The organism is Nonomuraea glycinis, assembly GCF_035920485.1.
GTDB lineage: Bacteria > Actinomycetota > Actinomycetes > Streptosporangiales > Streptosporangiaceae > Nonomuraea > Nonomuraea glycinis.
Genome location: NZ_CP109166.1, coordinates 8,089,127 through 8,113,227 on the forward strand (window position 1 = coordinate 8,089,127; position 24,101 = coordinate 8,113,227).

The following is a 24,101-nucleotide window of genomic DNA, read 5'->3' on the forward strand; positions in this document are numbered from 1 at the left end:
GCCGGCGCCTTTACAAAGTACGGCTCACGTGAGGACACGTAACATCCCAGGCCGGATCTCGCATGTGACCGGGACCGGCCCGATGCGTTCCCCGTCGGCGTAGGCCACCACGCCTGGCGCCTCCAGCGTGACGCTCCTGGCCTGCCACACCGACACGGCCGGGTGGGTGATGTGCGAGCCGCGGTAGACGCGCGGGAAGACCCGCAGGAACTCCCGCTTGGACAGCGCTCCCACCATCACCACGTCCAGCAGCCCGTCGTCGGGCAGCGCGCCGGGGCAGACCCGCATGCCGGCGCCGTAGGAGCCGGTGTTGGCCACCGCCACCATCATGGCCTCCCGCTCGATCGGCTCGCCGCCGTCCAGCGTGACCCGGAACGGGATGGGCTCGAACGCGCGCAACTCCTGCGCGGTGGCCACCAGGTAGCGGGCCATCCCGGTCGGCCAGGTGAGCTCGTTGGCCCGCTCGTTCACCCGCGAGTCGAACCCGCTGCACAGCACCCCGGCGAACAGCTCCTGCCCGGTGCCGGAGCTGACGCCCACCGCGTCGATCACCCGCGGCCGCATCCGCAGCACGGTCCTGGCCGCGGCGATCGGATCCTTGCCCGGCACGCCGAGCGCGCCGGCGATGTCGTTGCCCGTCCCGGCGGGGATGATGCCGAGCGGCACGTCGGTGCCCGCCACGGCCTGCACGGCCAGGTGGACCAGGCCGTCGCCGCCGAAGGCCACGAGCGCGTCAGGGCGCTCGGCCACGGCGGCGCAGGCCCGTTCCAGGGCGTCGGCGGCGTCCACACCGACGATCACCGACAGCTCGGCCCCGCCCGCGCGCAGGCGGCGGGCCACGGGGTCGAGCAGGCGAAGCGTCCGGCCGCCGCGGGCGGCCGGGTTCACGAGCAGGGCTAGTTGAGGGGCCACGCCCGGAACTTATCGCCTATCGCGTGGAACCGGAATCCTCTTCTAGTGGCGAAGCCTCGTCGTCGTCCAAACCGGCGAACTCGTCGGCCGGCATCCGCCTCTCGCGGACGTACATGAACAGCTCGGCCAGGAAGTACAGAGCGATCATGGGCAGGGCGAGCGCGATCATCGCGAACGGGTCACCGCCCGGCGTGATGACCGCGCCGAAGGCGAACATCGCGACGATGATGGTCCGGCGGTGCTTGGTCACGGTGGACCGGGACAGCGCGCCGATGATGTTGAGGAACACCAGCAGCAGCGGCAGCTCGAAGGAGATACCGAAGATCACCAGCATGATGAGCACGTAGTTGACGTACTCGTCGATCTGGATCGTGGCGACCGCGTCGGAGGGTGAGAAGCCCAGCATGATCGCCAGGCTGGTGTCCATGATCAGGTAGGCCAGCACGGCGCCCAGCAGGAACAGCGGGATCGCCACCACCAGGAAGGTCAGCGAGTAGCGCTTCTCGTTGCGGTAGAGGGCCGGGGTGACGAACGCCCAGAGCTGGTAGAGCCAGACGGGCGAGGAGACGACCAGGCCCACCATCGCCGAGACCTTCAACGTCAGGAAGAAGGACTGGAAGATGCCGCTGTAGGTGAGCGTGCAGGTGCCCTCGCGCAACTGCTGGGCCTGCGGTGTCTCACAGAAGGGCGCCTTGATGAACGCCCAAACCGGATCGAAGACGAACCAGCCGACGATGATGCCGACGACCACGGCGATCGTCGCGATCAGCAACCGGTTACGCAGCTCACGCAGATGCTCCATGAGCGGCATGCGACCCTCGGGGTCGGCGTCGGCGGCAGGTGCTTGTGGTCGTGACCGTTTGAGCAGCGCCATCTAGCGGTCCAGGTGATGAGGAGGGATGAGGTCAGGCTTGCTTGTTGGCCTGCCCGGCACCGGCGCGCAGCCTGGCCGCCTGCTCCTCGAGCTGGCGGGCCTGCTCCTCGGCCGAGACCACCGGCGCGGCGGGCGGGATCTGCTGGGGCGCGACCGGCTGCGGCTGCGGGGTGGCGGTCTGCGTGGCCTGCACGGTCGGCTGGGCGGCCGGCTGAGCGTCATCGTCGTCGTCGCGGAGCTTGGCGGTCTCCGACTTGAAGATGCGCAGCGACCTGCCGACGCCGCGGGCCACATCCGGCAGCTTCTTGGCGCCGAACAGCAGGACGAGCACGCCTGCGATGATCAGAAGTTCGGGAACTCCGAGTTGCGACATGGGACGTCCTTATGGTGCGAAGGCTCTTATCAGCCCCGATCGTACGCTGCCCTGGGGGTGGTCTCACCCCCGAGTGGCGTCCGATCTGGCCTGCCTCGGCTCGAGCTGAGCACGCGCCTCGGCTATTTCTCTGTCAAGACTACGTGCCGCGAGTGTCACACGGCCACCCGCGATCGCGAGCACGGCCACTCCGGCCACACCGAGACCGGTCGCCAGAAAGATCACCGTCATGCCCCATGAGCGTACAGGGACAGAGCCCGCTCGGCCTCCTGCCGCACCCGGACGGCCATCGCGGCGGGCGCCACGACCCTGCCCGTGTCGCCCAGCCGTAGCGCGAGCTTGACGATCCAGTCCTCGTCGCGGGCGCGCAGCGTGATCCGCAACCGGCCCTCACCGAGCTCGGTCACCTGCTCGCACGGGTAGTATTCCGCCACCCACCGCCCGGCGGCGGTGACCTCCAGCTCCACCAGCTCGTCGGTCGGCGACGGCCGGAAGACCCCCTGGGCGACGTCGATGGGCTCGGCCCCGGCGGGCGGGTCGGCCGGCACGTCCAGCACCTGCACGCCGAGCATCCGGTCCAGCCGGAACAGCCGCATCGCCTCGGCGCGGTAGCACCAGCACTCCAGGTAGGTGCGGCCGTCGGCGACCACGATCCGCATCGGGTCCACCTCGCGCGGTGTCACCTCGTCGCGGCCCGGCACGTAGTAGCGCAGCGACAGCCTGCGCCGCAGCGTCAGGCCCTCGCGCACCCGCGGCAGCGCGTCGGGGGCGGCGTCCACGTCCACCGCGACCTGGTTGCTCACCAGGGCGGCGCCCTCGCCGGCGGCCTGCTCCAGCTTGGCCACCACCCGCGGCAGCGCGTCGCCGCGCACCTCGGCGAGGTCCGGGCTGGCGGCCAGCATGCGCAGCGCCACCAGCAGCGCGCTGGCCTCGTCGATGCCCAGGCGCAGCGGCCTGGCGATGGTGTCGGCGTTGTCGATGAGGATCTCACCGCCGTCCCACGACACGTCGATGAGGTCGCCAGGGGTGTGCCCCGGCAGCCCGCACATCCACACGAGCTGCAGGTCGTCGATGAGCTGCTTCTCGCTCAGCCCGAACACCTCGGCCACCTCGCCCACCTGAGCGCCCGGGTGGGACATCAGGTAGGGGACGAGCGCGAGGAGTCTTGGCAGCCGGTCGGCGGATCCACTCACGCCAGCGCCCCCTTCAGTCGGCGGATGACGGCTTCGCGGGCGTCCGGTGGCTCGACCACCTCGACGTCCGCGCCCAGGCTGGCCATCCATCCGGCCAGCCGGTCCGGGTCGGTGAAGGGCAGCTCGGCCTCGTCCCACCCGCCGGCGCCCGCGCGCACGGCGCCGGACAGCTGGCGCAGCCCCTCGCAGGTGCCCTGCCGGACCCGGACGAGCGCGGTGCGCGCCTGCGTCGGCTCGTCCGGGAAGCCCACCATGGCCCGCAGGTCGACGCCCTGCGGCACCTCGACGGCGCCGCTCCTGCCCACGGCCGTGACCGGCCCGGTGATACGGCTGAGCCGGAAGGCCCGCGGCGCGTCCCGTCCCCGGTCGAACCCGGCCAGATACCACCGGCCGCGGCGGCTCACCACGCCCCACGGCTCGACGGTGCGGGTGTGCACGTTCTCGCTGCCCGCGCCGCGGTAGTCAAAGCGCACCACCCGCCGGTCGCGGACGGCCTCCCACAGCGCGGGGAAGGCCGGGTCGCGGGTGTCGACCCGCAGCTCCAGCGCCCCTCCCCCGACGCTCCCGCCGACCGTCTCGTCGGTGGCGACGCCGCCGGCGCGCAGCTTCAGCAGCGCGCCGGATGCGGCCTCGGCCAGGCTGGCCCGCTGCCACACCTGCGCGGCCACGCCCAGCACCGCCGCCTCGTCCGGCTCCAGCACGATCTCCGGCAGCTCGTAGGACTGCCGCTCGATGCGGTAGCCGGGCTCGTCCTCCCACGGGTCGCGCACCACGTCGATCGGGATGCCGATCTCGCGCAACTCGTTCTTGTCCCGCTCGAACATCCGCTGGAACGCCTCGTCGCCGTCACGGTCGTAACCGGGGACGGCGTGCCGGATCTGCTCGGCCGACAGCGGGCGGCGGGTGGCGAGCAGGCAGATCACCAGGTTCAGCAACCGCTCGGTCTTACGGCGCGACATCTGCTCACTCCTCCTTCAACGACGCTACCCTGCCCCCGTGATCAGATGGCGCAAGGGCGAGGTTGTGCGGATCCGGCGCGAGTGGCCGGGAGCGATGGAGCTGGAAGTCGCCGTCCCCGAAGGGGACAACCCACCGGGCGCGGAGCCCGGCGCGTTGTACCGGGCACTGGCCTATCCAGCGTTGGTGGGCCGCCCGGAGCCCGGCGACGAGGTGCTGCTCAACACGACGGCACTCGCAATGGGTCTCGGTACGGGAGGTTACGCCATGGTGGTGGCCGTGCCGAACCGTTTGCCGCAAGATCCGCAAGGCCCCGGGCACCTGGTGAAGGCCCGCTACACGCCGTTGCAGGCCACGGTGCTGGGCGCGGACGAGCAGGACTCCCCGTTCCATGACCGATTGCGCGAGGCGGACTCCGTCGACGGGATGCCGGTCGTGGTCGCCGACCTGCACTCGGCGCTGCCGCCGATCCTGTGCGGGCTGTACGACACGGCCGCGCGGGACCTACGGGTGGCGTACGTGATGCTGGACGGCGGGGCGCTGCCCGCGTGGTTCTCCATGGCGGCCGCCCGGCTGCGGGAGATCGGCTGGCTGTCCGGGGTGGTCACGGTCGGGCAGGCGTTCGGCGGGGACGTGGAGGCCGTCACCACCCACACCGGGCTGCTGGCCGCCCGGCACGTGCTGGAGGCGGACGTGGCGATCGTCACCCAGGGGCCCGGCAACCTGGGCACGGGCACCCGCTGGGGGTTCTCCGGGGTGTCGGCGGGCGAGGCGGTCAACGCGGCGTCGGTGCTGCAGGGGCGGCCGGTGGCGGCGCTGCGGGTGAGCGAGGGCGACCTGCGCGAGCGCCACCTCGGCGTCTCCCACCACTCGCTGACCGCCTACGGGCGGGTGGCGCTGACCCGCGCCCAGGTGCCGGTGCCGATGCTGCCGGGCGCGTTCGGCGAGCGGGTCAGAGATCAGGCGGAGCTGCTGGCGGTCCGGCACGAGCTGGTGCCGGTGCCGGTCGACGGCCTGCACGAGGCGCTGCGCGCCTCGCCGGTCAGGCTGTCGACGATGGGCCGGGGGCTGGAGGAGGACCTGGCCTACTTCCTGGCCTCGGCGGCGGCGGGCAGGTTCGCCGCCTCGCTGCTGGCGTAAGAGTCCTTGAAGGTGAACGCCTCGGGGCCCGGCCCCTCCGTCCTGAGGCGTTCGAGACGCCGCATCGCCTCGTCGAGTGACGGGAGGTCGCCTTCGGGGGTCCACCACATCACGGTGTACGGCTCCGCCACCCGGTGGAACCACTCCCGGCGCCGGCGCAGCACCTCCAGGTGGCCGCTGCGGTAGACGTAGTCCCACAGCGCGTCGCGGGACTCCCACACCGAGAAGTTGACCAGCAGGTGGTCGCCGTAGTCGTGCACGACGGTGGCGGTCGGGTCCACGTCGCTCTCCTTGAGCCGCCACACGAAGCCTGGCGACCGGTCGGCGAGGTCGTTCATGGGCTCCAGCAGGGCCACGAACTCGGCGAGCTCGGCGGAGTCGACGGGCGCGCGCAGGTGCGCGATGTTGAGCTGAGCGAGATGCATGACGCTCAGCAGATCACCTTCCCCCTTCTATGTCAATTGTCATTTGTTTTAGAAACGGTGACACAGCACTCCCCCGGGCGCGGATCCAGCCGCGCCCGCCCCGGATCGTCGCCGAGCCCCTCCAGCAGGCCCTGGCACAGGGCCAGATTCATCGAGCACACCAGCAGCGGCTGCTCGTGCGACAGCACGTGGAAGGGACAGTTGCGCATGCGCAGGACGCCGTCGTCGGGGTACGGCTCGTAGCCGCGCCCGCGCAGCACCGACTCCACCGGCTCGCCGCCGTGCCGCCCGGCCAGCCGGCGGCCCGCCCCGCGTGCCGCCCGCTCGGCCCGTTCCTCGGCGCCCAGCTCGTCGACCACCTCGGCCAGCACCGAGGCAAGCGAGACATAGTCGCGCGGCGGCAGGCTCACCGACCGGTCCCCCGCCGCCCTGCGGTAGACCTTGGCGGGCCTGCCGCTGCCCGGCCCCTTGCGCTCCTGGGGGCGGAACCCGCTCTCCAGCAGCCCCGCCTCGACGAGCTTGTCCAGATGATGGCCGGCGAGCGTCCTGGACACCCCGGCGGCCTGCGCCGCCTCCGTCCTGCCCACCTCGCCGCCTCCGGCCGCCACGGCGTCGTACAGGCTCCGCCGGACCGGATCCTGCAGCAGCCCCAGCGCCTGGAGGTCGTCGTCGCTCACAGCCGCAGTCTAGGGGAGCCCGCGCGGCGCTCTCAGAGCCGCTTCTGGGCGCGGGCGAGCCTCCGACGCGCCGCACCCACGCCGCCAGGCGCCCTCGCGAACCACGGCGAGCACCGCACTTCCCGCGCACGACCTTGGCGCCACTTCCCGCGCACGACCTTGGCGTCGCGAAGGGGATGCCCAGGGTCCTCGCGCGCGACCACCCGACGCGTACGTGGCTCAGTACGCTGCCAGGATGTCGACCGCGAAGACCAGGGTGTCCTGCGGGCGGATGCCGGAGGGCGGGTGGCCGGCGGTGCCGTAGCCGTCGGCGGGCGGGACGATCATCAGGACGCGGCTGCCCACGGGCACGCCGAGCAGTGCCCGGTCCCAGCCTCTGATCACGCTTCCGTCGCCGATCGTGAAGGTCTTCGGCCGGCCGGTGCGCCAGGTCGAGTCGAAGACCCGGCCCCCGTCCCAGACCACGCCCACGCACTGGGCGACGAGGAGCCGGCCGGTCTGCGTGGCGGGGCCGGAGCCGCGGGACAGGACCGTGGCGGTGAACGCTGTGGGGGGAGCCGTCCGGGGCACTGTCAGCCGTGGCCGGTCCGTGCCGGTGACGCGTACGCCCGCCAGCGACCCGCCGGCCGCCTCCACCGTGGTGTCCCGGCCGTGGGCGCCGAGGATGTCGACCACGTAGAGCAGCTCGTCGCGCAGGCCGTCACCCGGCGGGATGGCGGCGACCACGCGGCTGCCCACCTTGCGGCCCCGCAGCGCCCGGTCCAGGCCGGGCGGCAGCCGGCCGAGCGGGAAGGCGGCCGGGGCGCCACGGTTGAAGCTGGAGTCCACCAGCCGGTTCGCACCGCCGTCCCACACGTGCGCGGTGTACTGCACGATCGCCACGTCGTCCTGCTCCAGCGTCGCGCCGCTGCCCGCGGCGAGCTGGTTGATCCGCAGCTCGGCCGCCGGCCTGCCGGTGGGGAAGACGACCGTGGGCCGGGCGCCGAACGCGCCCGCCACCTCCGGCTCGGACGGCGAACCGGAGCACGCCGCCGGGGCCAGCAGCGGGATCAGCAGCAACGCGATGGTACGGCGGCGCATCGGCGACCTCCCGTGCGGCGAGGCCCGGCGGCGTCCTGCCCCCGGGCCTCGCGATGCTACCGCGTACCGCGACCGCCGGTCAGCAGGCCGGGCAGGGTGCGCCGCGTGGGCACCCGGCAGGGCGCCCGCGTGCGCGAGCGTCGGTCAGTAGGCCGACAGGATGTCCACCACGAACACCAGCGTGCTGTTGGCGGGGATGCCCTGCTGCTCCTGAGCTCCGTAGCCGAGGTCCGGCGGGATGCTCATCACGACCCGGCTGCCGACCGGCACCCCGGCCAGGCCCTTCTGCCAGCCCTGGATGACGTTGGCCAGCGGGAACGCCGCCGGCTCGCCCCGGGTCCAGCTGGAGTCGAACTCCTTGTCGGTGCCCCAGATCTTGCCCGTGTAGTGGACGGTGAGCGTCTGCGTCGGCTTGACCTTCTCGCCGGTGCCCTTGATGAGGGTCTTGACGACGAGCTCCTTCGACGGCTTGTCACCCGTCTTGGTCGTCAGCGTGGGCGCCTTGTCGCCGCCCGGGTTGACGACCTTGACGCCCTTGAGCTTGTCGCCGGTCTCCTTGCCGGTGGCGGCCTTGAGGGCCACCGGCGGCGCGCCGACCACGTCCAGCACGAACACCTTCGTCGGCTGCGGCGGCGTGCCCTGCTGCTGCTGCGGAGCGGAGTCGCTGGCCATCACGGCCAGCAGGCGGCCGCCGTGCTTCACCTTGGTGAAGCCGTCCCGCAGCACCTGCGGGAGCTGCTCGTTGACCGGGATGGTCTCCGGAGCCTTGGTGTCGTAGGAGGACCCCTGGAAGGCGTTCTGCTGACCGTCCCAGTTGTAGACGGTCAGGTTGACGATGACCTTGTCACCGGCCTTCACGGCCGGACCCGTCCCCGCCGTCAGCACCTCGAAGGAGGACTTGGTGGCAGGCGACCCGGAGGGGAAGGTCACCGTGGGCTTGGCACCCACCTCACCGGTGACCTTCACCCCCGCGCCCGCCGCTGAGGACGAGCCCCCGGCGGCCGGAGCCGCCGGGGTGTCGGAGCCGCACGCGGCGGCGAAGAAGATCAAAGGCACGGCGGCCAGGACGGCCAGAGCGCGGCGCATGGACTTCCCTCGGAAAAGACGTCAGATTCGCGCCACACTATCTGACTCTCGGTAGGGCCGAGGTAAACTGCTTTGTTTACATGCCCGCGATGAGTTTGTCGACCCTTTCGTCCACCGATCGGAACGGGTCCTTGCACAGAACCGTCCGCTGAGCCTGGTCGTTGAGCTTGAGATGCACCCAGTCGACGGTGAAGTCGCGCCGCTTCTCCTGCGCCTTGCGGATGAACTCACCCCGCAGCCGCGCCCTGGTCGTCTGCGGCGGCACCGACTTGGCCTCGAAGATCTTCAGGTCGGAGGCCACCCGCTCCACCGAGCCGCGCTTCTGCAGCAGGTAGAACAGGCCACGCTTACGGTGCACGTCGTGATAGGCGAGGTCGAGCTGCGCCACGCGCGGCGACGACAGCGGCAGGTCGTACTTCTTGCGGTAACGCTCGATCAGCTGATATTTCGTCACCCAGTCGATCTCCCGCGCCACCAGATCGAGATTGCCCGTCTCGACCGCGTGCAACGTGCGCTCCCACAGCTCCAGCACCCGGTGGGCGATGGCATCGCCGCCGCGCCGGTCGACGAAGTCCTTCGCCTTCGACAGGTATTCCTGCTGGATCTCCAGGCTGGAGGCCTCACGGCCGTTGGCCAGGCGCACCCTGCGCCTGCCCGTCATGTCGTGGGAGACCTCCCGGATCGCCCTGATCGGGTTCTCCAGCGACAGGTCACGCATCACCGTGCCCGCCTCGATCATGCGCAGCACCAGGTCGGTGGCGCCGACCTTGAGCAGCATGGTGGTCTCGCTCATGTTGGAGTCGCCCACGATGACGTGCAGGCGGCGGAACCGCTCGGCGTCGGCGTGTGGCTCGTCCCGGGTGTTGATGATCGGCCGGGAGCGGGTGGTGGCGGACGAGACGCCCTCCCAGATGTGCTCGGCCCGCTGCGACACGCAGTAGACCGCCCCGCGCGGAGTCTGCAGCACCTTGCCGGCACCGCAGATGATCTGCCTCGTCACCAGGAACGGAATCAGCACGTCGGCCAGGCGGCCGAACTCGCCGTGCCTGCCGACCAGATAGTTCTCGTGGCAGCCGTAGGAGTTGCCGGCCGAGTCGGTGTTGTTCTTGAAGAGATAGATGTCCCCGGCGATGCCCTCTTCGCGCAGCCGTTTCTCGGCGTCGACCAGAAGGCCCTCGAGGATGCGCTCACCGGCTTTGTCATGGGTGACGAGCTCGATGACGTTGTCACATTCAGGTGTTGCGTATTCAGGGTGGCTGCCCACGTCGAGATACAGGCGTGCGCCATTGCGGAGGAAGACGTTGCTCGATCGGCCCCAGGACACGACTCGCCGGAACAGGTAGCGCGCGACCTCGTCCGGGGACAGCCTGCGCTGCCCCCTGAACGTGCAGGTCACGCCGTACTCGTTCTCCAGCCCGAAGATGCGACGATCCATCACCTCACACTATGCCCACGGATCGGCCAACGGGAGAGATCTCTCCTGGTGTTTTCCGCACACCCCGCTTCACCTGTGCTCGCGCCCCCGCGGAGCCCTTTCGCCGCCCGTCAGGGCGTGTAGATCTCCTGAAGCTTTACGATCTTGCCCTGGTGGACGGTGATGAGCGCCGGGTGCCCGCCACCCTTGTGCCGCTTGACCAGGTCCGCCCTGGAGCAGCGCTTGCTGCCGAGCCCGTGCTTTCCGCTGACGGTCACATTGACCATCTTCGATCCGCAGCCGAACGCCGACAGGAAGACCACGTTCTTGGCGATGGGCGAGGCGTAGGCCGTCACGTCACCCTCGGGCGGGCCGACGAAGCGGCCCTCGGTGACGGTGCCCTTCTTCCACTTGATGGGCTCGTACTCGGCCACGGAGCCGCTCACGTGGGTGATCCAGCCGCGCAGGATGCCGTTGTGCCGGGGGCTGATGCGCTTGGTGAAGTCATGCTTCGGATCCGCCTGGAACGTCTTCCCGAAGACCTCCGGGGCCTTGTACTTCGGGATGGCGGCGGCCTCGGCCGCCGCGCCGGACGCGAGGATCATGGCCGCGGCCGCACCGGTCGCGAGGAGGCTACGCGTAAGAATCTTCATGGATCGTTCGATGGCCAGGGCCGTCCCGGAGTTCGACCGGCACATAGTGATACAAATCACACCCAAAGGGCCGCCGACACCCTGGGATGCCGGCGGCCTGGTCCTACAGCGGCGAAGAGCCGTCGTCCACGTCTCCCTCGGGGCCGGTGGGCGGCGGCTTCTCACCCTCCTCCGCGGCGGGTGCGGGCGCCGAGGCGTCGGCAGAAGGCAGCAGGCGCTCCAGGCGTGAGCCCGTCAGCCGCAGGAACTTGCGGTGCTCGCGATTGCGATCCAGCACCGCCACCTCCAGCTGCGTCACCGGCGGCCGCTCGCCACCGGGCTCGGTGAGGGCCGCCAGCGCCACCTCCAGCGCCGCCGACAGCGACATCGACTCGCGGTAGCGCTCCTTCAGCCGCGTCGACACCGCCTCCGCCTGACCGCCCATCGCCGCGAACCCGTGCTCGTCGAACACCGAGCCGTCGAACGTCAACCGGTAGATGGCGTCACCGTCAGGCTCGTCACCCACCTCGGCCACCACCACCTCCACCTCGAGCGACTTGATCGAATCGGTGAAGATCCGGCCCAGGTTGGAGGCGTAGAGGTTGGCCAGGCCACGACCCGTCACATCGGAGCGGTCGTAGGTGTAACCGTTGATGTCGGCGTAGCGGATGCCGCCCAGCCGCAACTCCTCGAACTCGTTGTAGCGGCCCACGGCCGCGAACCCGATGCGGTCGTAGATCTCGCTGATCTTGTGCAGCGCCTTGGAAGGGTTGGGCGCGACGAACAGGATCCCGTCGACGTACTGCAGCACGACGACGGAGCGGCCCCGCGCGATCCCCTTGCGCGCGTAGTCCGCCTTGTCCCGCATGATCTGCTCAGGGGACGCATATCCGAAAGGCATCGACACGTGGGGTGGTCCTTTCTAACGCAGCGGGGCGATGGGGCCGTCAGGGGAGATCAAGCGAGCCTCGAGCATCCGCTCGACATAACCGGTCACCTGCTCCTCGCTCAGGCGCCGGAAACCGTCGGCGTCGACCACCGACACGATCGGCCAGATCTTCCGCGTCACGTCAGGACCACCGGTCGCCGAGTCGTCGTCGGCCGCGTCGTACAGCGCCTGGATCAGCGTCATCGCCATGTCGTCGGCCGAGGCGCCGTCACGGTAGAGCTTCTTCAGCGAACCCCGCGCGAAGATCGAACCGGAGCCGATCGCGTCGAACCGCTCCCGCTCGTAAGGCCCGCCCGCCACGTCGTAGCTGAAGATCCGCCCGGCGTCGGCGGCAGGGTCGTAGGCGGCGAACAACGGCACCACCACCAGCCCCTGCATCGCCATCGCCAGGTTGCCCCGGATCATCGTCGCCAGCCGGTTGGCCTTGCCGGCCACCGACATGGTGCGGCCCTCGAGCTTCTCGTAGTGCTCCAGCTCCACCCGGTAGAGCCTGGCCATCTCGATGCCGGTGCTGGCCGTGCCCGCGATGCCCATGCAGGAATAGTCGTCAGTGCGGAACACCTTCTCGACGTCACGCTGGGAGATGATGTTGCCCGACGTCGCACGCCGGTCTCCCGCCATCACCACACCCCCGGCGAAGGTCGCGGCGATGATCGTGGTCGCGTGCGGGACCTGGTCGCCGATCGGCGTGGCCAGCACCTCATTCCGAAGCGGCAACAGCTCGGGCGCATATGAGCCGACGAAGTCGGTGAACGAGGAACTCCCTGTGTTGTGGAAAAGCTGGTCTCTCAAGCCGGCGGGCAGATCCCTGTGCGATGCCACGCGACTCCCTCCCATGTCAGTGTCCCTGAAGCGACCCTACTGTTCTTGCGTCGCTGTCTGCACTTCCCACGATCAGCTCACGGCGAACCGATCACCAGATCGTTTCTTTACGCCCACGAAAGCCCATGCGATCGTCGATATGTCCGCCCGCCCTCGACAGGAGGCCGACATGCGACTCCCGAGCCGCCCGGCGGTGCTCGCGGCCCTCGCCCTCCTGGCGCTCACCTCCTGCGTAACCGGCGCCCCCGCCGAAGGCGGCGGCATCACCCTCACCATCGCCGCCAACGCCATCTCCGGCGGCAAGAACTCCGCGTCCGCCGACTGGATCAAGCAGTGGGTCATCCCCCGGTTCGAGAAGACCCACCGCGACGTCAAGGTGCTCTTCGAGCCGAGCGGCGTCGACGACGAGCAGTACAAGACCAAGATCGCACTCGACCTCAAGGCCAGGACCGCCGCCGACGTCATCGACCTCGACGGCATCTGGATCGGCGAGTTCGCGCAGGCCGGCTACATCGAGCCGCTCGCCGAAGTCGGCGGCGCCGCCGTCGACTCCTGGAGCGGCTGGTCCCAGATCCCCCCGGCCGTGCAAGGACTCGGCATCTTCGACGGCAGGAAGTACGGGCTGCCCCAGGGCACCGACGGCCGCGTCCTGTTCTACAACAAGACCCTGTTCGCCAAGGCGGGCCTGCCACGAACCTGGAACCCCGGCAGCTGGCAGGACATCATCGACGCCGGCACCGCGCTCAAGGCCGCCGGCGTGCCCACCCCCATCCAGATCAACGCCGGCAGCGCCATGGGCGAGGCCACCACCATGCAGGGCGTCCTGCCGCTGCTCGCCGGCGCCGGGGCGGAGATCCACGCCCAGGACAAGTGGACCGGCGCGAGCCGGGCCATGAAGGACGTGCTCGGCTTCTACCAGCAGATCTACGGCGGCAGCGGCCTCGGTGACCCCAAACTCCAGCAGGAGGCCAAAGGCCGCGACAAATCCTTCGCCCAGTTCGCCGACGGGAAGATCGCCATCCTGGCCGAGAGCGACTATTTCTGGCGCTCGGTCATCGAACCAGGCGCCGGCATAGCCCCCATGAAGGACCGCGACCAGATCGTCGGCTACACCAGGATCCCCGCCAAGAAGCCCGGCGCCGGCATCCGCGGCCAGGACCATGTCAGCATGTCAGGCGGCGCCGTACGCGTGCTCAACCCGTTCTCCGAGAACCCCGCGCTCGCCTGGGAACTGCTGTCCTTCATGCACTCCGCCGAGGCCACCACCTCGGAACTCGCCGGCCGCACCCGCGTCAGCTCCCGCATCGACGTCAACGACGACGTGCTCGCCGGCGACCCGATGCTGAGTTACATCGCCGACGACGTGCTGCCCGTCACCGCCTACCGGCCTGGCCTGGCCATCTACCCGCAGGTCTCCGTCCTGCTGCGGGAAGCCACCGCCGACGTCGTCAGCGGCAAGAGCGCCGACGAGGCGGCCGCCGCCTACCAGCGGAAACTCGAGGAACTGGTCGGCGGCGCGGCCAACATCTCCATCACCGGCTGACGCGACTCGTACCCCACCGCGACCTTCGTCCCGCGCGAGCGATACTGGACAGACACCATGAGGGACTGGATCCTGCATCTCGACCTCGACCAGTTCATCGCCGCCGTCGAACTTCAACGCCACCCGAACTCCGCGGCAGACCCGTCGTCGTCGGTGGCGATGGCGACCCCACCCGCCCACGCACCGTAGCCGCCACCGCCACCTACGAAGCCCGCGAACACGGCGTCCACTCCGGCACACCCCTGCACACCGCCCTGCGCCGCTGCTCCGACGCCGTCTTCCTGCCCAGCGACCCACCCGCCTACGACGCCGCCTCCGTGCGCGTCATGACCACCCTGCGCGACTCCCCCGTCGACGTCGAAGTATGGGGCTGGGACGAAACCTTCATCGGCGCCCGCACCGACCAGCCGGAAACCCTCGCCACCGCCCTCCAGCAAGCCGTACGCGCCCGCACCGGCCTCGACTGCTCCATCGGCATCGGCGACAACAAACACCAGGCCAAACTCGCCTCGAACCTTGCCAACCCGTCGGCGTCCACCGCCTCACCAGCGACACCTGGGCGCACGTCATGAACGACCGCCCCACCGACGCCCTCTGGGGCATCGGCGCCAGAACCTCGGCCGAACTCGCCGAGCTCGGCCTGCGTACCGTCGCCCAACTCGCCACCGCCGACCCGCACGACCTCGCCGCCCGCTTCGGTCCCACCAACGGCCCCTGGCTGCGCTACCTCGCCCTCGGCAAAGGCGAAACCGAGATCGTCACCACCCCCTGGGTCCCCCGAGGCCACAGCCGCGAGACCACCTTCACCTCGACCTCACCGACACCGCCGACATCATCGCCGCGGTCACCGGCCTCGCCGAACAGGTCGCCGCCGACACCGCCGACGTGGGCCGCCTCGCCACCCGCGTCACGGTCAAGGTCCGCTTCACGCCCTTCCGCACCCGGACCCGCCAGCCCCCCGGCCTCCACCACCGACCCGACCACCCTCATTGACGCCGCGCTCACCGCGCTCGGCTGCTTCGACCTCACCCGCCCAGTACGCCTCCTCGGCGTCGCCTACGACATGCCCGAACCGACCCGCACGGCCCGCTCGTAGAACGCCGACCGCGCCTCCTCCTCGGCCGCGATCAACGACCGCACCTCCTCATCGGAGACCTCGGACGCCCCGTCGCCCTCCAGCGAGGCCTCCACGTACGCCAGCGCCCGCCACACGACCGCCGGATCATCCCGGAACTGCCCGATCCCGGTATTGCACGGCAGACAGAGCGCGTACCGCACATCCCCGGTCCGATGACAGTGATCGACATGCTCAGGCGGCCGGATCCAGCACACCACGCACAACCCATGCTGCCTGGCCACCATCCGCTCGACATCCTCATGCCGCATCCGGTAACGCCGGGCCAGGTGATAGGACCGGGTGCGCGCCACCGCCCCATCGGAGCGCCGCTCAGGCGGCACCACGAACTCCGGCCAGAGAATCTCCCCCTCCAGGTAGAGAGCGGCCCGCTCCAGCACCGCCATGCCGTCCTCGAAGTGACCGAGCCCGTTGTTGCAGTTGAAGCAGAGAACGCCGCGCACCTGCCCGCTCACATGACAGTGATCGACGAACGTCCCCGGCACAGCCTTACAGATGGCACAGAGGCCACCCTGCTGAGCGAGCATCCGCTCGAAGTCGTCCTCGCTGATGCCGTAGCGACGTTTCAGGTGATAGTTACGCGTGCTGCCGTGGTTCTTGATGCGGTTCTCCCGCATCGCCTGACTGTGACACGGCTTGCAGTAGTCAGTCAGCCCATCCTTCTGTGATCTATTGCTCCCGAACTCCCCATGAGCCTTGACCACCTCACATCTCGGACAGTACTTGTGCCCGGCAGGAACCTCGACTCTCTCCCGCACGCTCTTACCCTGAGCAGCCATCCTCTTGCGATAACTCTGCGTGGAACGCACCCGGAAGCAAGCCTTGCAGTATCGCGCCAGCCCATCGACCATGCGCTTGTTCGCCCCGAACTCCACGACCTCTTTCACCTCCCCGCAGTCCGGGCACCACTTCAACCCCTCCGGCGCTTCCACCCGATTTACCCTTAAGTCTGTCCGCTTTGCCCTACTCTCCGCCCTTCTGTACATACGAGCGCACGAATTCCTCTGCGTTCTCTTCGAGAACTTCGTCGATCTCGTCCAGGATCGAGTCCACGTCGTCCGTGAGCTTCTCCTGGCGCTCCTGCACCTCCGGTGCCGCCGACGCCTCGGTCTCCTCGACCTCGGACTCACGCCGACCGGTCTGCTTCTGTCCGCCGGTGTCCTTGCTGGCCATGTCCAACCTCCACGGTGGGGGACTACCTCTCTAGCCCATATCTTCCCCGAACGGGGCGACATTTCGCGCCGATCGTCCCGCGATCTTGCCGACTTGACTAGATAGCTTCACTATCCAATACTGGAGCCTCGCCCCACCAGGAGGTTCACCATGTCCCCCGCATCCCTGAGCACGGCCGGCGTGCTCCTCATCACGGTCCCGACGATCGCCTTCGGCGGCGTCTCCCTGCTGGCGTTCCTCATGCGCGACGTGCCCGGCTACCGGGACAACCCGGTCCGGCGCGGCCTGTGGCGGGCCGGGCACGCGCACGCCGGCGTGCTGGTCCTGTTCAGCCTGGTGGCACTGCTGTACGTGGACCAGGCCGACCTGTCCGACGCCTGGAAGACTTTGGTACGCACGTCGATCGTGGCCGCCCCGATCCTGATGCCCCTGGGCTTCTTCCTGTCGGTGGCCCGCCCCAGCGACACCAAGCCCAGCAAGCTGATCTATCTGGCCATGGCGGGCGGGGCGAGCCTGGCGGTGGGCACGCTCACACTCGGCATCGGGCTGCTCTGACAGCCGGACGCCTTTACGTTGTAGATCAGAGTTGTAGATCAGAAAGGTACGGACGTCGTACGCAAGCCTGGGTTTTCGCCGGCCACGGCCGTCCAGGGGCCCCTAGTCTCCGCCGGTGAGGGCGGCGACGAGGTCGGCGGCGGTGCGGCAGCGGTCGAAGAGCTCGCCCACGTGGGCCTTGGTGCCGCGCAGCGGCTCCAAGGTGGGGACGCGCTGCAGCGACTCTCTGCCGGGGATGTCGAAGATGACGGAGTCCCAGGAGGCGGCGGCCACGGATTCGCTGTACTGGCGCAGGCAGCGACCGCGGAAGTAGGCGCGGGTGTCGGTGGGCGGGTTCTCGACGGCCCGGTCGACCTCGTCCTCGGTGATGAGGCGCTGCATGCGGCCACGGGCCACGAGCCGGTTGTACAGGCCGCGGTCGGGGCGGATGTCGGAGTATTGCAGGTCGACGAGGCCGAGGCGGGGGTGGGACCAGTCGAGGCCGTCGCGGCTGCGGTAGCCCTCGAGGAGTTCGAGCTTGGCGACCCAGTCAAGCTCTCCGGCCAGTTGCATGGGGTCTTCGGCCAGACGGGTGAGGACGGACTCCCAGCGGTCGAGGATGTCCTTGTTCATCTCGTCCTGGGCGGTGCCGCGCTCTTCGACGTACTTGCGGGCCTGTTCGAGGTATTCCATCTGCAGCTGGACGGCGGTGAGCTTGCGGCCGTCGCGCATCGGGATCTCGTAGCGGCAGGTGGGGTCGTGGGAGACGGCGCGCAGGGATTGGACGGGGTTGTCGACGGCCAGGTCGCGGGTGAGGAAGCCGTCTTCGATCATGGCAAGGACGAGCGCCGTCGACCCTAGCTTTAGATATGTCGAAATTTCCGACATGTTGGCGTCGCCGATGATCACGTGGAGGCGCCGGTACTTCTCCGGGTCGGCGTGCGGCTCGTCCCGGGTGTTGATGATCGGCCGCTTCAGCGTGGTCTCGAGCCCGACCTCCACCTCGAAGAAGTCGGCCCGCTGGCTGATCTGGAAGCCGTCACCGCGCGAGTCCTGCCCGATGCCGACCTTGCCCGCGCCGACGACCACCTGCCGGGAGACGAAGAACGGAGTGAGGTGGCGCACGATGTCGGCGAAGGGCGTGGCCCGGCGCATGAGGTAGTTCTCGTGACAGCCGTAGCTGGCGCCCTTGGCGTCGGTGTTGTTCTTGTAGAGCTGGATGGGCGCGTTGGCGGGGATGGCGCTGGCGCGCTGGGCCGCGTCGTACATGACCCGCTCCCCCGCCTTGTCCCAGATCACCGCGGCGCGCGGGTTGGTGCACTCGGGCGTGGAGTATTCCGGGTGGGCGTGGTCGACGTAGAGCCTGGCGCCGTTGGTCAGGATGACGTTGGCCAGGCCGAGGTCCTCGTCGGTGAGCTGAGTGGGGTCGGCCACCTCTCTGGCCAGGTCGAAGCCTCTGGCGTCGCGTAGGGGGTTCTCCTCCTCGAAGTCCCAGCGCGCTCTGCGTGCCCGGGCGGCCGAGGCCGCCAGGTAGGCGTTGACCACCTGTGAGGAGGTCACCATCGCGTTGGCGCCTGGCTGACCTGGTACGGAGATGCCGTACTCGGTCTCGATGCCCATCACCCGACGCACCGTCATGCGCACCCTCTGTTCGTCCGGATCTGTCTATCCGCCGTTTATATGCCCGAGCCTATGCCCTTCACAGTGCCCCAGGGTCACAGAGTTATGGCACCGAAGCCTTTTCATCCTGTACGGCAGGCGTTGATGTGCTTTGTGGTGTTCTGCGGGGCTTCAGTAGCCGCTGGATGGGGCGTTCGGCAAAGAAGTAGACGGCGTACGACAGCAGGACCGCCGCGAGCGTGGTGACCGTGGCCACCACCCAGGGCGGCAGATCCCCGACGAGCAAGGGGATGAGCGCGACCGCGATCGTGGAGTGGAACAGGTAAAGCGGGTAGGTCGTGGCGCCGAGCGCGGTGAGCCAGCCGCGCGACCGCACGCGTAACAGCCCGAGGGCGACCAGGGCCATGACGGCGAAGATCAGCGTGATGGTGATGATCACGCTCAGGTCGGTGACGGGCATGTTCTTGAACCCCGCGACCTTGATGCGCCCGTGCACCCGTTCGAGTGCGGAGTGCAGCGACATGGCCCAGCCGGCGACGAAGTAGATCCACGGAAGCCAGGCGCTGCCGTGCTTGTGGATGAGGTACAGGGCCATTCCGGCGACGAAGTACGGCGCGTAGCGCGGCATGACGATCTCGTTGAGCACCGGGTCGCCGAGCAGTTCGGCGCCGAGCGCGGCTGCCAGCCAGACGCCCCCGAAGACCAGGACCCGGCCGTAGGTGACGCCCACCAGGACGAGGATCGCGATGAGCAGGTAGAAGCGCAGCTCGGCCCAGAGCGACCAGTAGACACCGGCGGCGTCGGTGATCTTGAACAATCGCTGGAACATGCTGGCGTTCACCAGGTAGTGCTCTGGCGAAAGTTTTGGGTTGAGCGCGGTGGCGCCGGTGAGCCCGTAGAGCGCGGCGACGGCGATCAGGCTGAGCCAGTAGGCCGGGTAGAGCCGGACGACCCGGGAGCGGGCGAAGGCGCCGAGACCACGCCCCCAGGCGCTCATGAGGATGACGAACCCGCTGATCATGAAGAACAGCTCGACGCCTAAGATGCCGAGCCCGGCGACGGGGGCGACCGCGGGGAAGAGCTCGGCGGGCCGGTCCCCCCAGACGGAGGCGTAGGCGACCAGGTAGTGGAAGGCCAGCACGGCCAGGGCGGCGATGAACCGCAGAAGGTCGAGCTCGGCCAGCCGGCCGTCTCCGTGAGCGTGCTTCGGCCGGTTGGGATGGTGCACGGCCACTTAGACGCCCCGAAGATCCCTTTGGTTCCCTTGCTTCACCTCTGTCACAGCGAAGCATCGAAATCTTCGTCGTTGAGAGCCGTGAGGTCGTGGGGCTGCACTAGCCGCCGTGTCGCCTTGCGGTATCACCGAACGCGCCCGAGGCGAGGCGCAGGCAGGCCTGGGTGAGCCGCGGGGTCTGCGCGGCACATCCCCGACAAGAGCGACGCCGGAAGGGGCTGAGTGGCCCCTTCCGGCGCTGGTGCTACAGGTATTGGCCGGTGTTGGCGACGGTGTCGATGGAACGGCCGGCTTCGGCGCCCTGCTTGCCGGAGACGAGTGTGCGGATGTAGACGATCCGCTCGCCCTTCTTGCCGGAGATACGGGCCCAGTCGTCGGGGTTGGTGGTGTTGGGCAGATCCTCGTTCTCGGAGAACTCATCCACGCAGGCCGCGAGCAGGTGCTGCACCCGCAGGCCTTTCTGGCCGCTCTCCAGGAACTGCTTGATCGCCATCTTCTTGCCCCGGTCGACGATGTTCTGGATCATCGCGCCAGAGTTGAAGTCCTTGAAGTAGAGGACTTCCTTGTCGCCGTTGGCGTAGGTCACCTCAAGGAAGCGGTTCTCTTCGCTCTCGGTGTACATCCGCTCGACGACGCTCTGGATCATGCCGTGGATGGTGGACTCACGGGAACCACCGTGCTCGGACAGATCTTCCGGGTGGAGGGGCAGCTCGGCGAGGAGGTACTTGGAGAAGATGTCCTTGGCCGCCTCGGCGTCCGGCCGCTCGATCTTGATCTTGACGTCCAGGCGGCCGGGCCGCAGGATCGCCGGGTCGATCATGTCCTCGCGGTTGGAGGCGCCGATGACGATGACGTTCTCCAGCCCCTCGACGCCGTCGATCTCCGACAGCAGCTGAGGGACGATGGTGTTCTCCACGTCGGAGGACACGCCCGAGCCGCGGGTGCGGAAGATCGAGTCCATCTCGTCGAAGAACACGATCACGGGGGTGCCCTCGGAAGCCTTCTCACGAGCACGCTGGAAGACCAGGCGGATGTGCCGCTCGGTCTCGCCGACGTACTTGTTGAGCAGCTCGGGACCCTTGATGTTGAGGAAGAAACTCTTGCCGGACTGGCCGGTCTTCTCCGCGACCTGCTTGGCCAGGGAGTTGGCGACGGCCTTGGCGATGAGCGTCTTGCCGCAGCCCGGCGGGCCGTAGAGCAGGACGCCCTTGGGCGGGCGCAGCTTGTGCTCGCGGAACAGGTCGGCGTGCAGATAGGGGAGCTCGATGGCGTCCCTGATCTGCTCGATCTGCCGCATAAGGCCGCCGATCTCCTCGTAGGAGATGTCGGGGACCTCTTCGAGCACGAGCTCTTCGACTTCGGACTTGGGAATGCGCTCGTAGACGTAACCCGAGCGAGGCTCGAGCAGGAGTGAGTCGCCCGCCCTGATGGGCTGGCCGACCAGCGACTCGGCCAGTCGCACGACGCGCTCTTCGTCGGCGTGCGAGATGACCAGGGCGCGCTTGCCCTCGTCGAGCAACTCCTTGAGCATCACGATCTCGCCGACCTCTTCGTAGCCGAGAGCCTCGACCACGTTGAGCGCCTCGTTGAGCATGACCTCCTGGCCACGCCGCAGCGAGTCGGCGTCGACGGCCGGGCTGACGTTCACCCGCAGCTTGCGGCCGCCGGTGAACACCTCGATCGTGCCGTCTTCTCTGGCCTCGAGGAAGGTGCCGAATCCGGATGGCGGCTGCGCCAGCCGGTCGACCTCCTCCTTGAGAGCGACGATCTGGTCCCGTGCCTCCTTGAGCGTCGACACCAGGCGTTCGTTCTGGCCGGTAACGGCCGCGAGGTTCGCCTGTGCTTCATGGAGACGTTCTTCCAGGACTCTGGCCTGACGGGGTGACTCGGCCAGTTTCCGCCTCAGCGCGGTGATCTCCTCCTGGAGGAAGGAGACCTGTGTTGAAAGATCAGCGACCTCCCGTTCGCGCTGCGCGGCTCGAGCCTCAGCATCATCGCGAGCTGCCACGCCCGTCACCTCCTTCCCAGTCGAGGGCGACTACTAAGGACCTTACCTATCTCGGGCCCCTCCGTAACCTGGCCGGGCAGTGTTCGTAGAGTGACAATCAGTATTCGGTGAATAATCCCCAATAGGGCGTTTAATACTTCCAGCATATGAACACGGCGAAGTGTTCCCGTGTCACGCACCAACGCACCCTTGTGGCCAAATTGTCATAGTTCTTCGGTGGTTCCCTTCGGTCGTCGACGGCGCGGCGGCGGGGTGACGCCGTCGGCCATGCGGCGGGCGGTGACGAGGAACCCGGTGTGCCCGATCATCCGGTGATCGGGCCGAACGGCGAGCCCTTCGACATGCCAGTCGCGAACCAGGGTCTCCCACGCATGAGGCTCGGTGAAACTCCCGTGATCGCGAATCACCTCGACGGTTTTCGACAACTGGGTCGTCGTGGCCACATAACAGCAGATCACACCGCCTGGTGTGAGGGCCTTGGCGACGGCGTCCACGCACTCCCAGGGGGCGAGCATGTCCAGGATCACCCGGTCCACGTCGGAGGTGTCCAGGGAGGACACCAGGTCGCCGACGACCAGCCGCCAGTTGTCGTCCATCGAGCCGCCGTAGAACTTCTCCACGTTAGTGCGGGCGATGTCGGCGAAGTCCTGGCGGCGCTCGTAGGAGGTGACATGACCCTCGGGACCGACGGCGCGCAGCAGGAAGCACGTCAGCGCGCCGGAGCCGACCCCCGCCTCGACCACCCGGGCGCCGGGGAAGATGTCGGCCATGCCGACGATCTGGGACGAGTCCTTGGGGTAGATCACGGCCGCGCCGCGCGGCATCGCCAGGGTGTAGTCCTGCAGCAGATGACGGAAGGCGAGATAGGCGGTGCCGCCGGAGGAGCGCACCACGGAGCCTTCGGGCTGCCCGATCAGCTCGCTGTGCGGGATGGCGCCCTTGTGGGTGTGGAAGACGCCGTCGTCCTTGAGCGTGATCGTGTGGCGCTTGTTCTTGGGGTCGGTGAGCTGCACCTGATCCCCCGCCTGAAACGGCCCATGCCTGCGGAAACCCATGGCGGCAAGGTTATAGGGCTTTCGAGCACGACTTGACGCGCGATATCTATGGGGGATGTTCCCGCGCGAAGTGATCGCCGTAGGCTCCCTGGTGCTGCGTCCACCGGTCGACGACGACGTGGAGGCGATCGTGGCCACCTGCGACGATCCCGTGACGGCCCGGTTCCTGCCGCTGATCCCGTCGCCGTACACGGCGCAGGACGCGCACGCCTACGTACGGCGCGCGCGGGCGAAGTGGGACAGCGGCGGCACCGAATACTCGATCACCGAGGACGGCCGCTACATCGGCTCCATCGGCACCAGCGCGCCGTCCCCGTGGGGCTCGGTCGAGCTCGGCTATCTGGTGGCGCCGTGGGCGCGCGGCAAGGGCGTGGCCGGGGCGGTGGCGCGCGGGCTGGCCGAGTGGCTGCTCGACCGGGGCGTGGAGCGGGTGGAGCTGGCGGCCGAGGTGGCGAACCTGCCCAGCCTGCGGGTCGCGTACAAGGCCGGATTCCGCGAGGAGGGGCGCAGGCGGGACGCCAAGGCGCTGCGGGACGGGCAGCGGGTGGATCATGTGATGTTCGCCAGGCTCGCCCGGGACGCGGGCGAGGCGATGGAGCCCTACCTGCCGTTCTTCGAGGGCGGCGAGCTGGGCGACGGCGTGGTGCGGCTGACACCGATGGACGAGCGGGACGCCGCGGACTTCCACCGGATGATGGCCGAGCCGAGCGTCGCCCGGTTCGGCATGGGGCCGCTCGGCACGCTGGAGGACGACGAGCAGCGCTGCCGGTGCACCGGCTACTTCTGGCTGTCGGGGCAGCGGGTCGAGCTGGCGGTCAGGGACGCGGCCACCGGCGAGTTCGCCGGCAACCTGCAGCTGACGCGGATCATCCCGGCGTTCGGGGAGGCCATGGTGGGCTACTCGCTGGTGCCGCGCTTCCGCGGCCGCGGCCTCATGACGCGCGCGGTCGGGCTGCTGGCCGACTGGGCCTTCGCCCATACCCGGCTGCACCGGCTGATCGCCGGGACCGACGTGGCCAACACCGCCTCGCAGGCGGTGCTGCGGCGCGCCGGGTTCGTCCAGGAGAGCGTGCGCCGGCAGGTGTTCCCCCAGCCGGACGGCTCCCGCTCCGACGAGATCGAGTGGCTCCTGCTGCGCCCCGACACCCTCTCAGCGGGCACAGCGCCCCCTCCGGACGCACAGGTCCGGTCCTGAGCGCTTCTCCACGGCCTCCCAACGGGCCCCTGAACCCTCCCAGTGGCCTGGAGCCGCCGCACGGCTCCAG

Annotated in this window: 25 protein-coding genes; 6 read left to right on the forward strand and 19 right to left on the reverse strand. The window is 69.1% G+C overall.

The window, feature by feature from the left end:
- Positions 1–24: 24 nt before the first annotated feature.
- The 5 genes from OHA68_RS38005 to OHA68_RS38025 all read right to left on the reverse strand — a co-directional run bounded on the left by OHA68_RS38005 (position 25) and on the right by OHA68_RS38025 (position 4,311).
- Positions 25–912, reverse strand: coding sequence for a diacylglycerol/lipid kinase family protein (locus OHA68_RS38005; protein ID WP_327104578.1), 888 nt, complete (start codon positions 910–912; stop codon positions 25–27).
- 16 nt (positions 913–928) lie between these two features.
- The gene (tatC, locus tag OHA68_RS38010; RefSeq protein ID WP_327104579.1) at positions 929–1,786 is read right to left on the reverse strand and encodes a twin-arginine translocase subunit TatC; all 858 of its coding nucleotides are present in this window, start codon (positions 1,784–1,786) and stop codon (positions 929–931) included.
- Between the two features lie 31 nt (positions 1,787–1,817).
- Entirely contained in the window at positions 1,818–2,159 is a 342-nt protein-coding gene (gene tatA, locus OHA68_RS38015) for a Sec-independent protein translocase subunit TatA (protein WP_327104580.1), read from the reverse strand.
- 227 nt (positions 2,160–2,386) lie between these two features.
- A complete protein-coding gene (locus tag OHA68_RS38020; protein WP_327104581.1) occupies positions 2,387–3,352 on the reverse strand; it encodes a helix-turn-helix transcriptional regulator in 966 nt (321 codons plus the stop codon).
- Positions 3,349–4,311 carry a helix-turn-helix transcriptional regulator gene (locus OHA68_RS38025; protein WP_327104582.1) on the reverse strand — a complete coding sequence of 321 codons (963 nt, stop codon included), beginning with the start codon at positions 4,309–4,311 and terminating at the stop codon, positions 3,349–3,351. The genes OHA68_RS38020 and OHA68_RS38025 overlap by 4 nt, the downstream gene beginning before the upstream one ends.
- A gap of 37 nt (positions 4,312–4,348) precedes the next feature.
- On the opposite strand from OHA68_RS38025, the gene OHA68_RS38030 reads away from it, so the two are divergent.
- Entirely contained in the window at positions 4,349–5,449 is a 1,101-nt protein-coding gene (locus OHA68_RS38030; RefSeq protein WP_327104583.1) for a DUF3866 family protein, read from the forward strand.
- Here the strand turns inward: OHA68_RS38030 and OHA68_RS38035 are convergent.
- The 8 genes from OHA68_RS38035 to prcB form a co-directional block, all read right to left on the reverse strand.
- On the reverse strand, positions 5,395–5,874 hold the full coding sequence (locus tag OHA68_RS38035; RefSeq protein ID WP_327104584.1) for a DUF3291 domain-containing protein: 480 nt from the start codon (positions 5,872–5,874) through the stop codon (positions 5,395–5,397). The genes OHA68_RS38030 and OHA68_RS38035 overlap by 55 nt on opposite strands.
- Before the next feature lie 32 nt (positions 5,875–5,906).
- Positions 5,907–6,551, reverse strand: coding sequence for a helix-turn-helix transcriptional regulator (locus OHA68_RS38040; RefSeq protein WP_189140521.1), 645 nt, complete (start codon positions 6,549–6,551; stop codon positions 5,907–5,909).
- Between the two features lie 219 nt (positions 6,552–6,770).
- Complete coding sequence (locus tag OHA68_RS38045; protein WP_327104585.1) at positions 6,771–7,631, reverse strand: FKBP-type peptidyl-prolyl cis-trans isomerase; 861 nt, start codon at positions 7,629–7,631, stop codon at positions 6,771–6,773.
- Between the two features lie 144 nt (positions 7,632–7,775).
- A complete protein-coding gene (locus OHA68_RS38050) occupies positions 7,776–8,717 on the reverse strand; it encodes an FKBP-type peptidyl-prolyl cis-trans isomerase (protein WP_327104586.1) in 942 nt (313 codons plus the stop codon).
- A 76-nt stretch (positions 8,718–8,793) separates the two neighbouring features.
- Entirely contained in the window at positions 8,794–10,152 is a 1,359-nt protein-coding gene (pafA, locus tag OHA68_RS38055) for a Pup--protein ligase (protein ID WP_189140518.1), read from the reverse strand.
- Between the two features lie 110 nt (positions 10,153–10,262).
- A complete protein-coding gene (locus tag OHA68_RS38060; RefSeq protein ID WP_327104587.1) occupies positions 10,263–10,784 on the reverse strand; it encodes a hypothetical protein in 522 nt (173 codons plus the stop codon).
- Positions 10,785–10,887: 103 nt separating this feature from the next.
- Positions 10,888–11,664 (reverse strand): proteasome subunit alpha, encoded by a 777-nt coding sequence (gene prcA / locus OHA68_RS38065; protein WP_327104588.1) that lies wholly within the window; start codon positions 11,662–11,664, stop codon positions 10,888–10,890.
- A 21-nt stretch (positions 11,665–11,685) separates the two neighbouring features.
- Complete coding sequence (gene prcB / locus OHA68_RS38070; protein ID WP_189140516.1) at positions 11,686–12,534, reverse strand: proteasome subunit beta; 849 nt, start codon at positions 12,532–12,534, stop codon at positions 11,686–11,688.
- A gap of 169 nt (positions 12,535–12,703) precedes the next feature.
- On the opposite strand from prcB, the gene OHA68_RS38075 reads away from it, so the two are divergent.
- The 3 genes from OHA68_RS38075 (at position 12,704) to OHA68_RS38085 (ending at position 15,070) form a co-directional block, all read left to right on the forward strand.
- Positions 12,704–14,077, forward strand: a complete 1,374-nt coding sequence (locus OHA68_RS38075) for an extracellular solute-binding protein (RefSeq protein ID WP_327104589.1) — start codon at positions 12,704–12,706, stop codon at positions 14,075–14,077.
- A 65-nt stretch (positions 14,078–14,142) separates the two neighbouring features.
- Positions 14,143–14,649, forward strand: a complete 507-nt coding sequence (locus OHA68_RS38080; protein ID WP_327109609.1) for a Y-family DNA polymerase — start codon at positions 14,143–14,145, stop codon at positions 14,647–14,649.
- Positions 14,594–15,070, forward strand: coding sequence for a DinB/UmuC family translesion DNA polymerase (locus tag OHA68_RS38085; protein WP_407674387.1), 477 nt, complete (start codon positions 14,594–14,596; stop codon positions 15,068–15,070). The genes OHA68_RS38080 and OHA68_RS38085 overlap by 56 nt, the downstream gene beginning before the upstream one ends.
- Before the next feature lie 63 nt (positions 15,071–15,133).
- Here the strand turns inward: OHA68_RS38085 and OHA68_RS38090 are convergent, their stop codons facing one another.
- Together OHA68_RS38090 and OHA68_RS38095 are read right to left on the reverse strand one after the other, a co-directional pair.
- The gene (locus OHA68_RS38090; RefSeq protein WP_327104591.1) at positions 15,134–15,829 is read right to left on the reverse strand and encodes an endonuclease VII domain-containing protein; all 696 of its coding nucleotides are present in this window, start codon (positions 15,827–15,829) and stop codon (positions 15,134–15,136) included.
- A gap of 346 nt (positions 15,830–16,175) precedes the next feature.
- Positions 16,176–16,385 (reverse strand): ubiquitin-like protein Pup, encoded by a 210-nt coding sequence (locus OHA68_RS38095; protein ID WP_327104592.1) that lies wholly within the window; start codon positions 16,383–16,385, stop codon positions 16,176–16,178.
- 150 nt (positions 16,386–16,535) lie between these two features.
- Here OHA68_RS38095 and OHA68_RS38100 point away from each other — a divergent pair, with 150 nt between their 5' ends.
- A complete protein-coding gene (locus OHA68_RS38100; RefSeq protein ID WP_327104593.1) occupies positions 16,536–16,940 on the forward strand; it encodes a hypothetical protein in 405 nt (134 codons plus the stop codon).
- 102 nt (positions 16,941–17,042) lie between these two features.
- On the opposite strand, the gene dop is transcribed toward OHA68_RS38100, so the two are convergent.
- From dop to OHA68_RS38120, 4 genes are all read right to left on the reverse strand, one after another.
- Entirely contained in the window at positions 17,043–18,557 is a 1,515-nt protein-coding gene (dop, locus tag OHA68_RS38105) for a depupylase/deamidase Dop (protein WP_327104594.1), read from the reverse strand.
- A gap of 85 nt (positions 18,558–18,642) precedes the next feature.
- Entirely contained in the window at positions 18,643–19,773 is a 1,131-nt protein-coding gene (locus OHA68_RS38110; protein ID WP_327104595.1) for an acyltransferase family protein, read from the reverse strand.
- Positions 19,774–20,017: 244 nt separating this feature from the next.
- The gene (arc, locus tag OHA68_RS38115) at positions 20,018–21,790 is read right to left on the reverse strand and encodes a proteasome ATPase (RefSeq protein WP_327104596.1); all 1,773 of its coding nucleotides are present in this window, start codon (positions 21,788–21,790) and stop codon (positions 20,018–20,020) included.
- Positions 21,791–21,984: 194 nt separating this feature from the next.
- Entirely contained in the window at positions 21,985–22,836 is an 852-nt protein-coding gene (locus OHA68_RS38120; protein ID WP_327104597.1) for a tRNA (adenine-N1)-methyltransferase, read from the reverse strand.
- A 55-nt stretch (positions 22,837–22,891) separates the two neighbouring features.
- Here OHA68_RS38120 and OHA68_RS38125 point away from each other — a divergent pair, with 55 nt between their 5' ends.
- Positions 22,892–24,031: a GNAT family N-acetyltransferase gene (locus OHA68_RS38125; RefSeq protein WP_327104598.1), complete on the forward strand. Its 1,140-nt coding sequence runs from the start codon at positions 22,892–22,894 to the stop codon at positions 24,029–24,031.
- Positions 24,032–24,101: the final 70 nt, after the last annotated feature.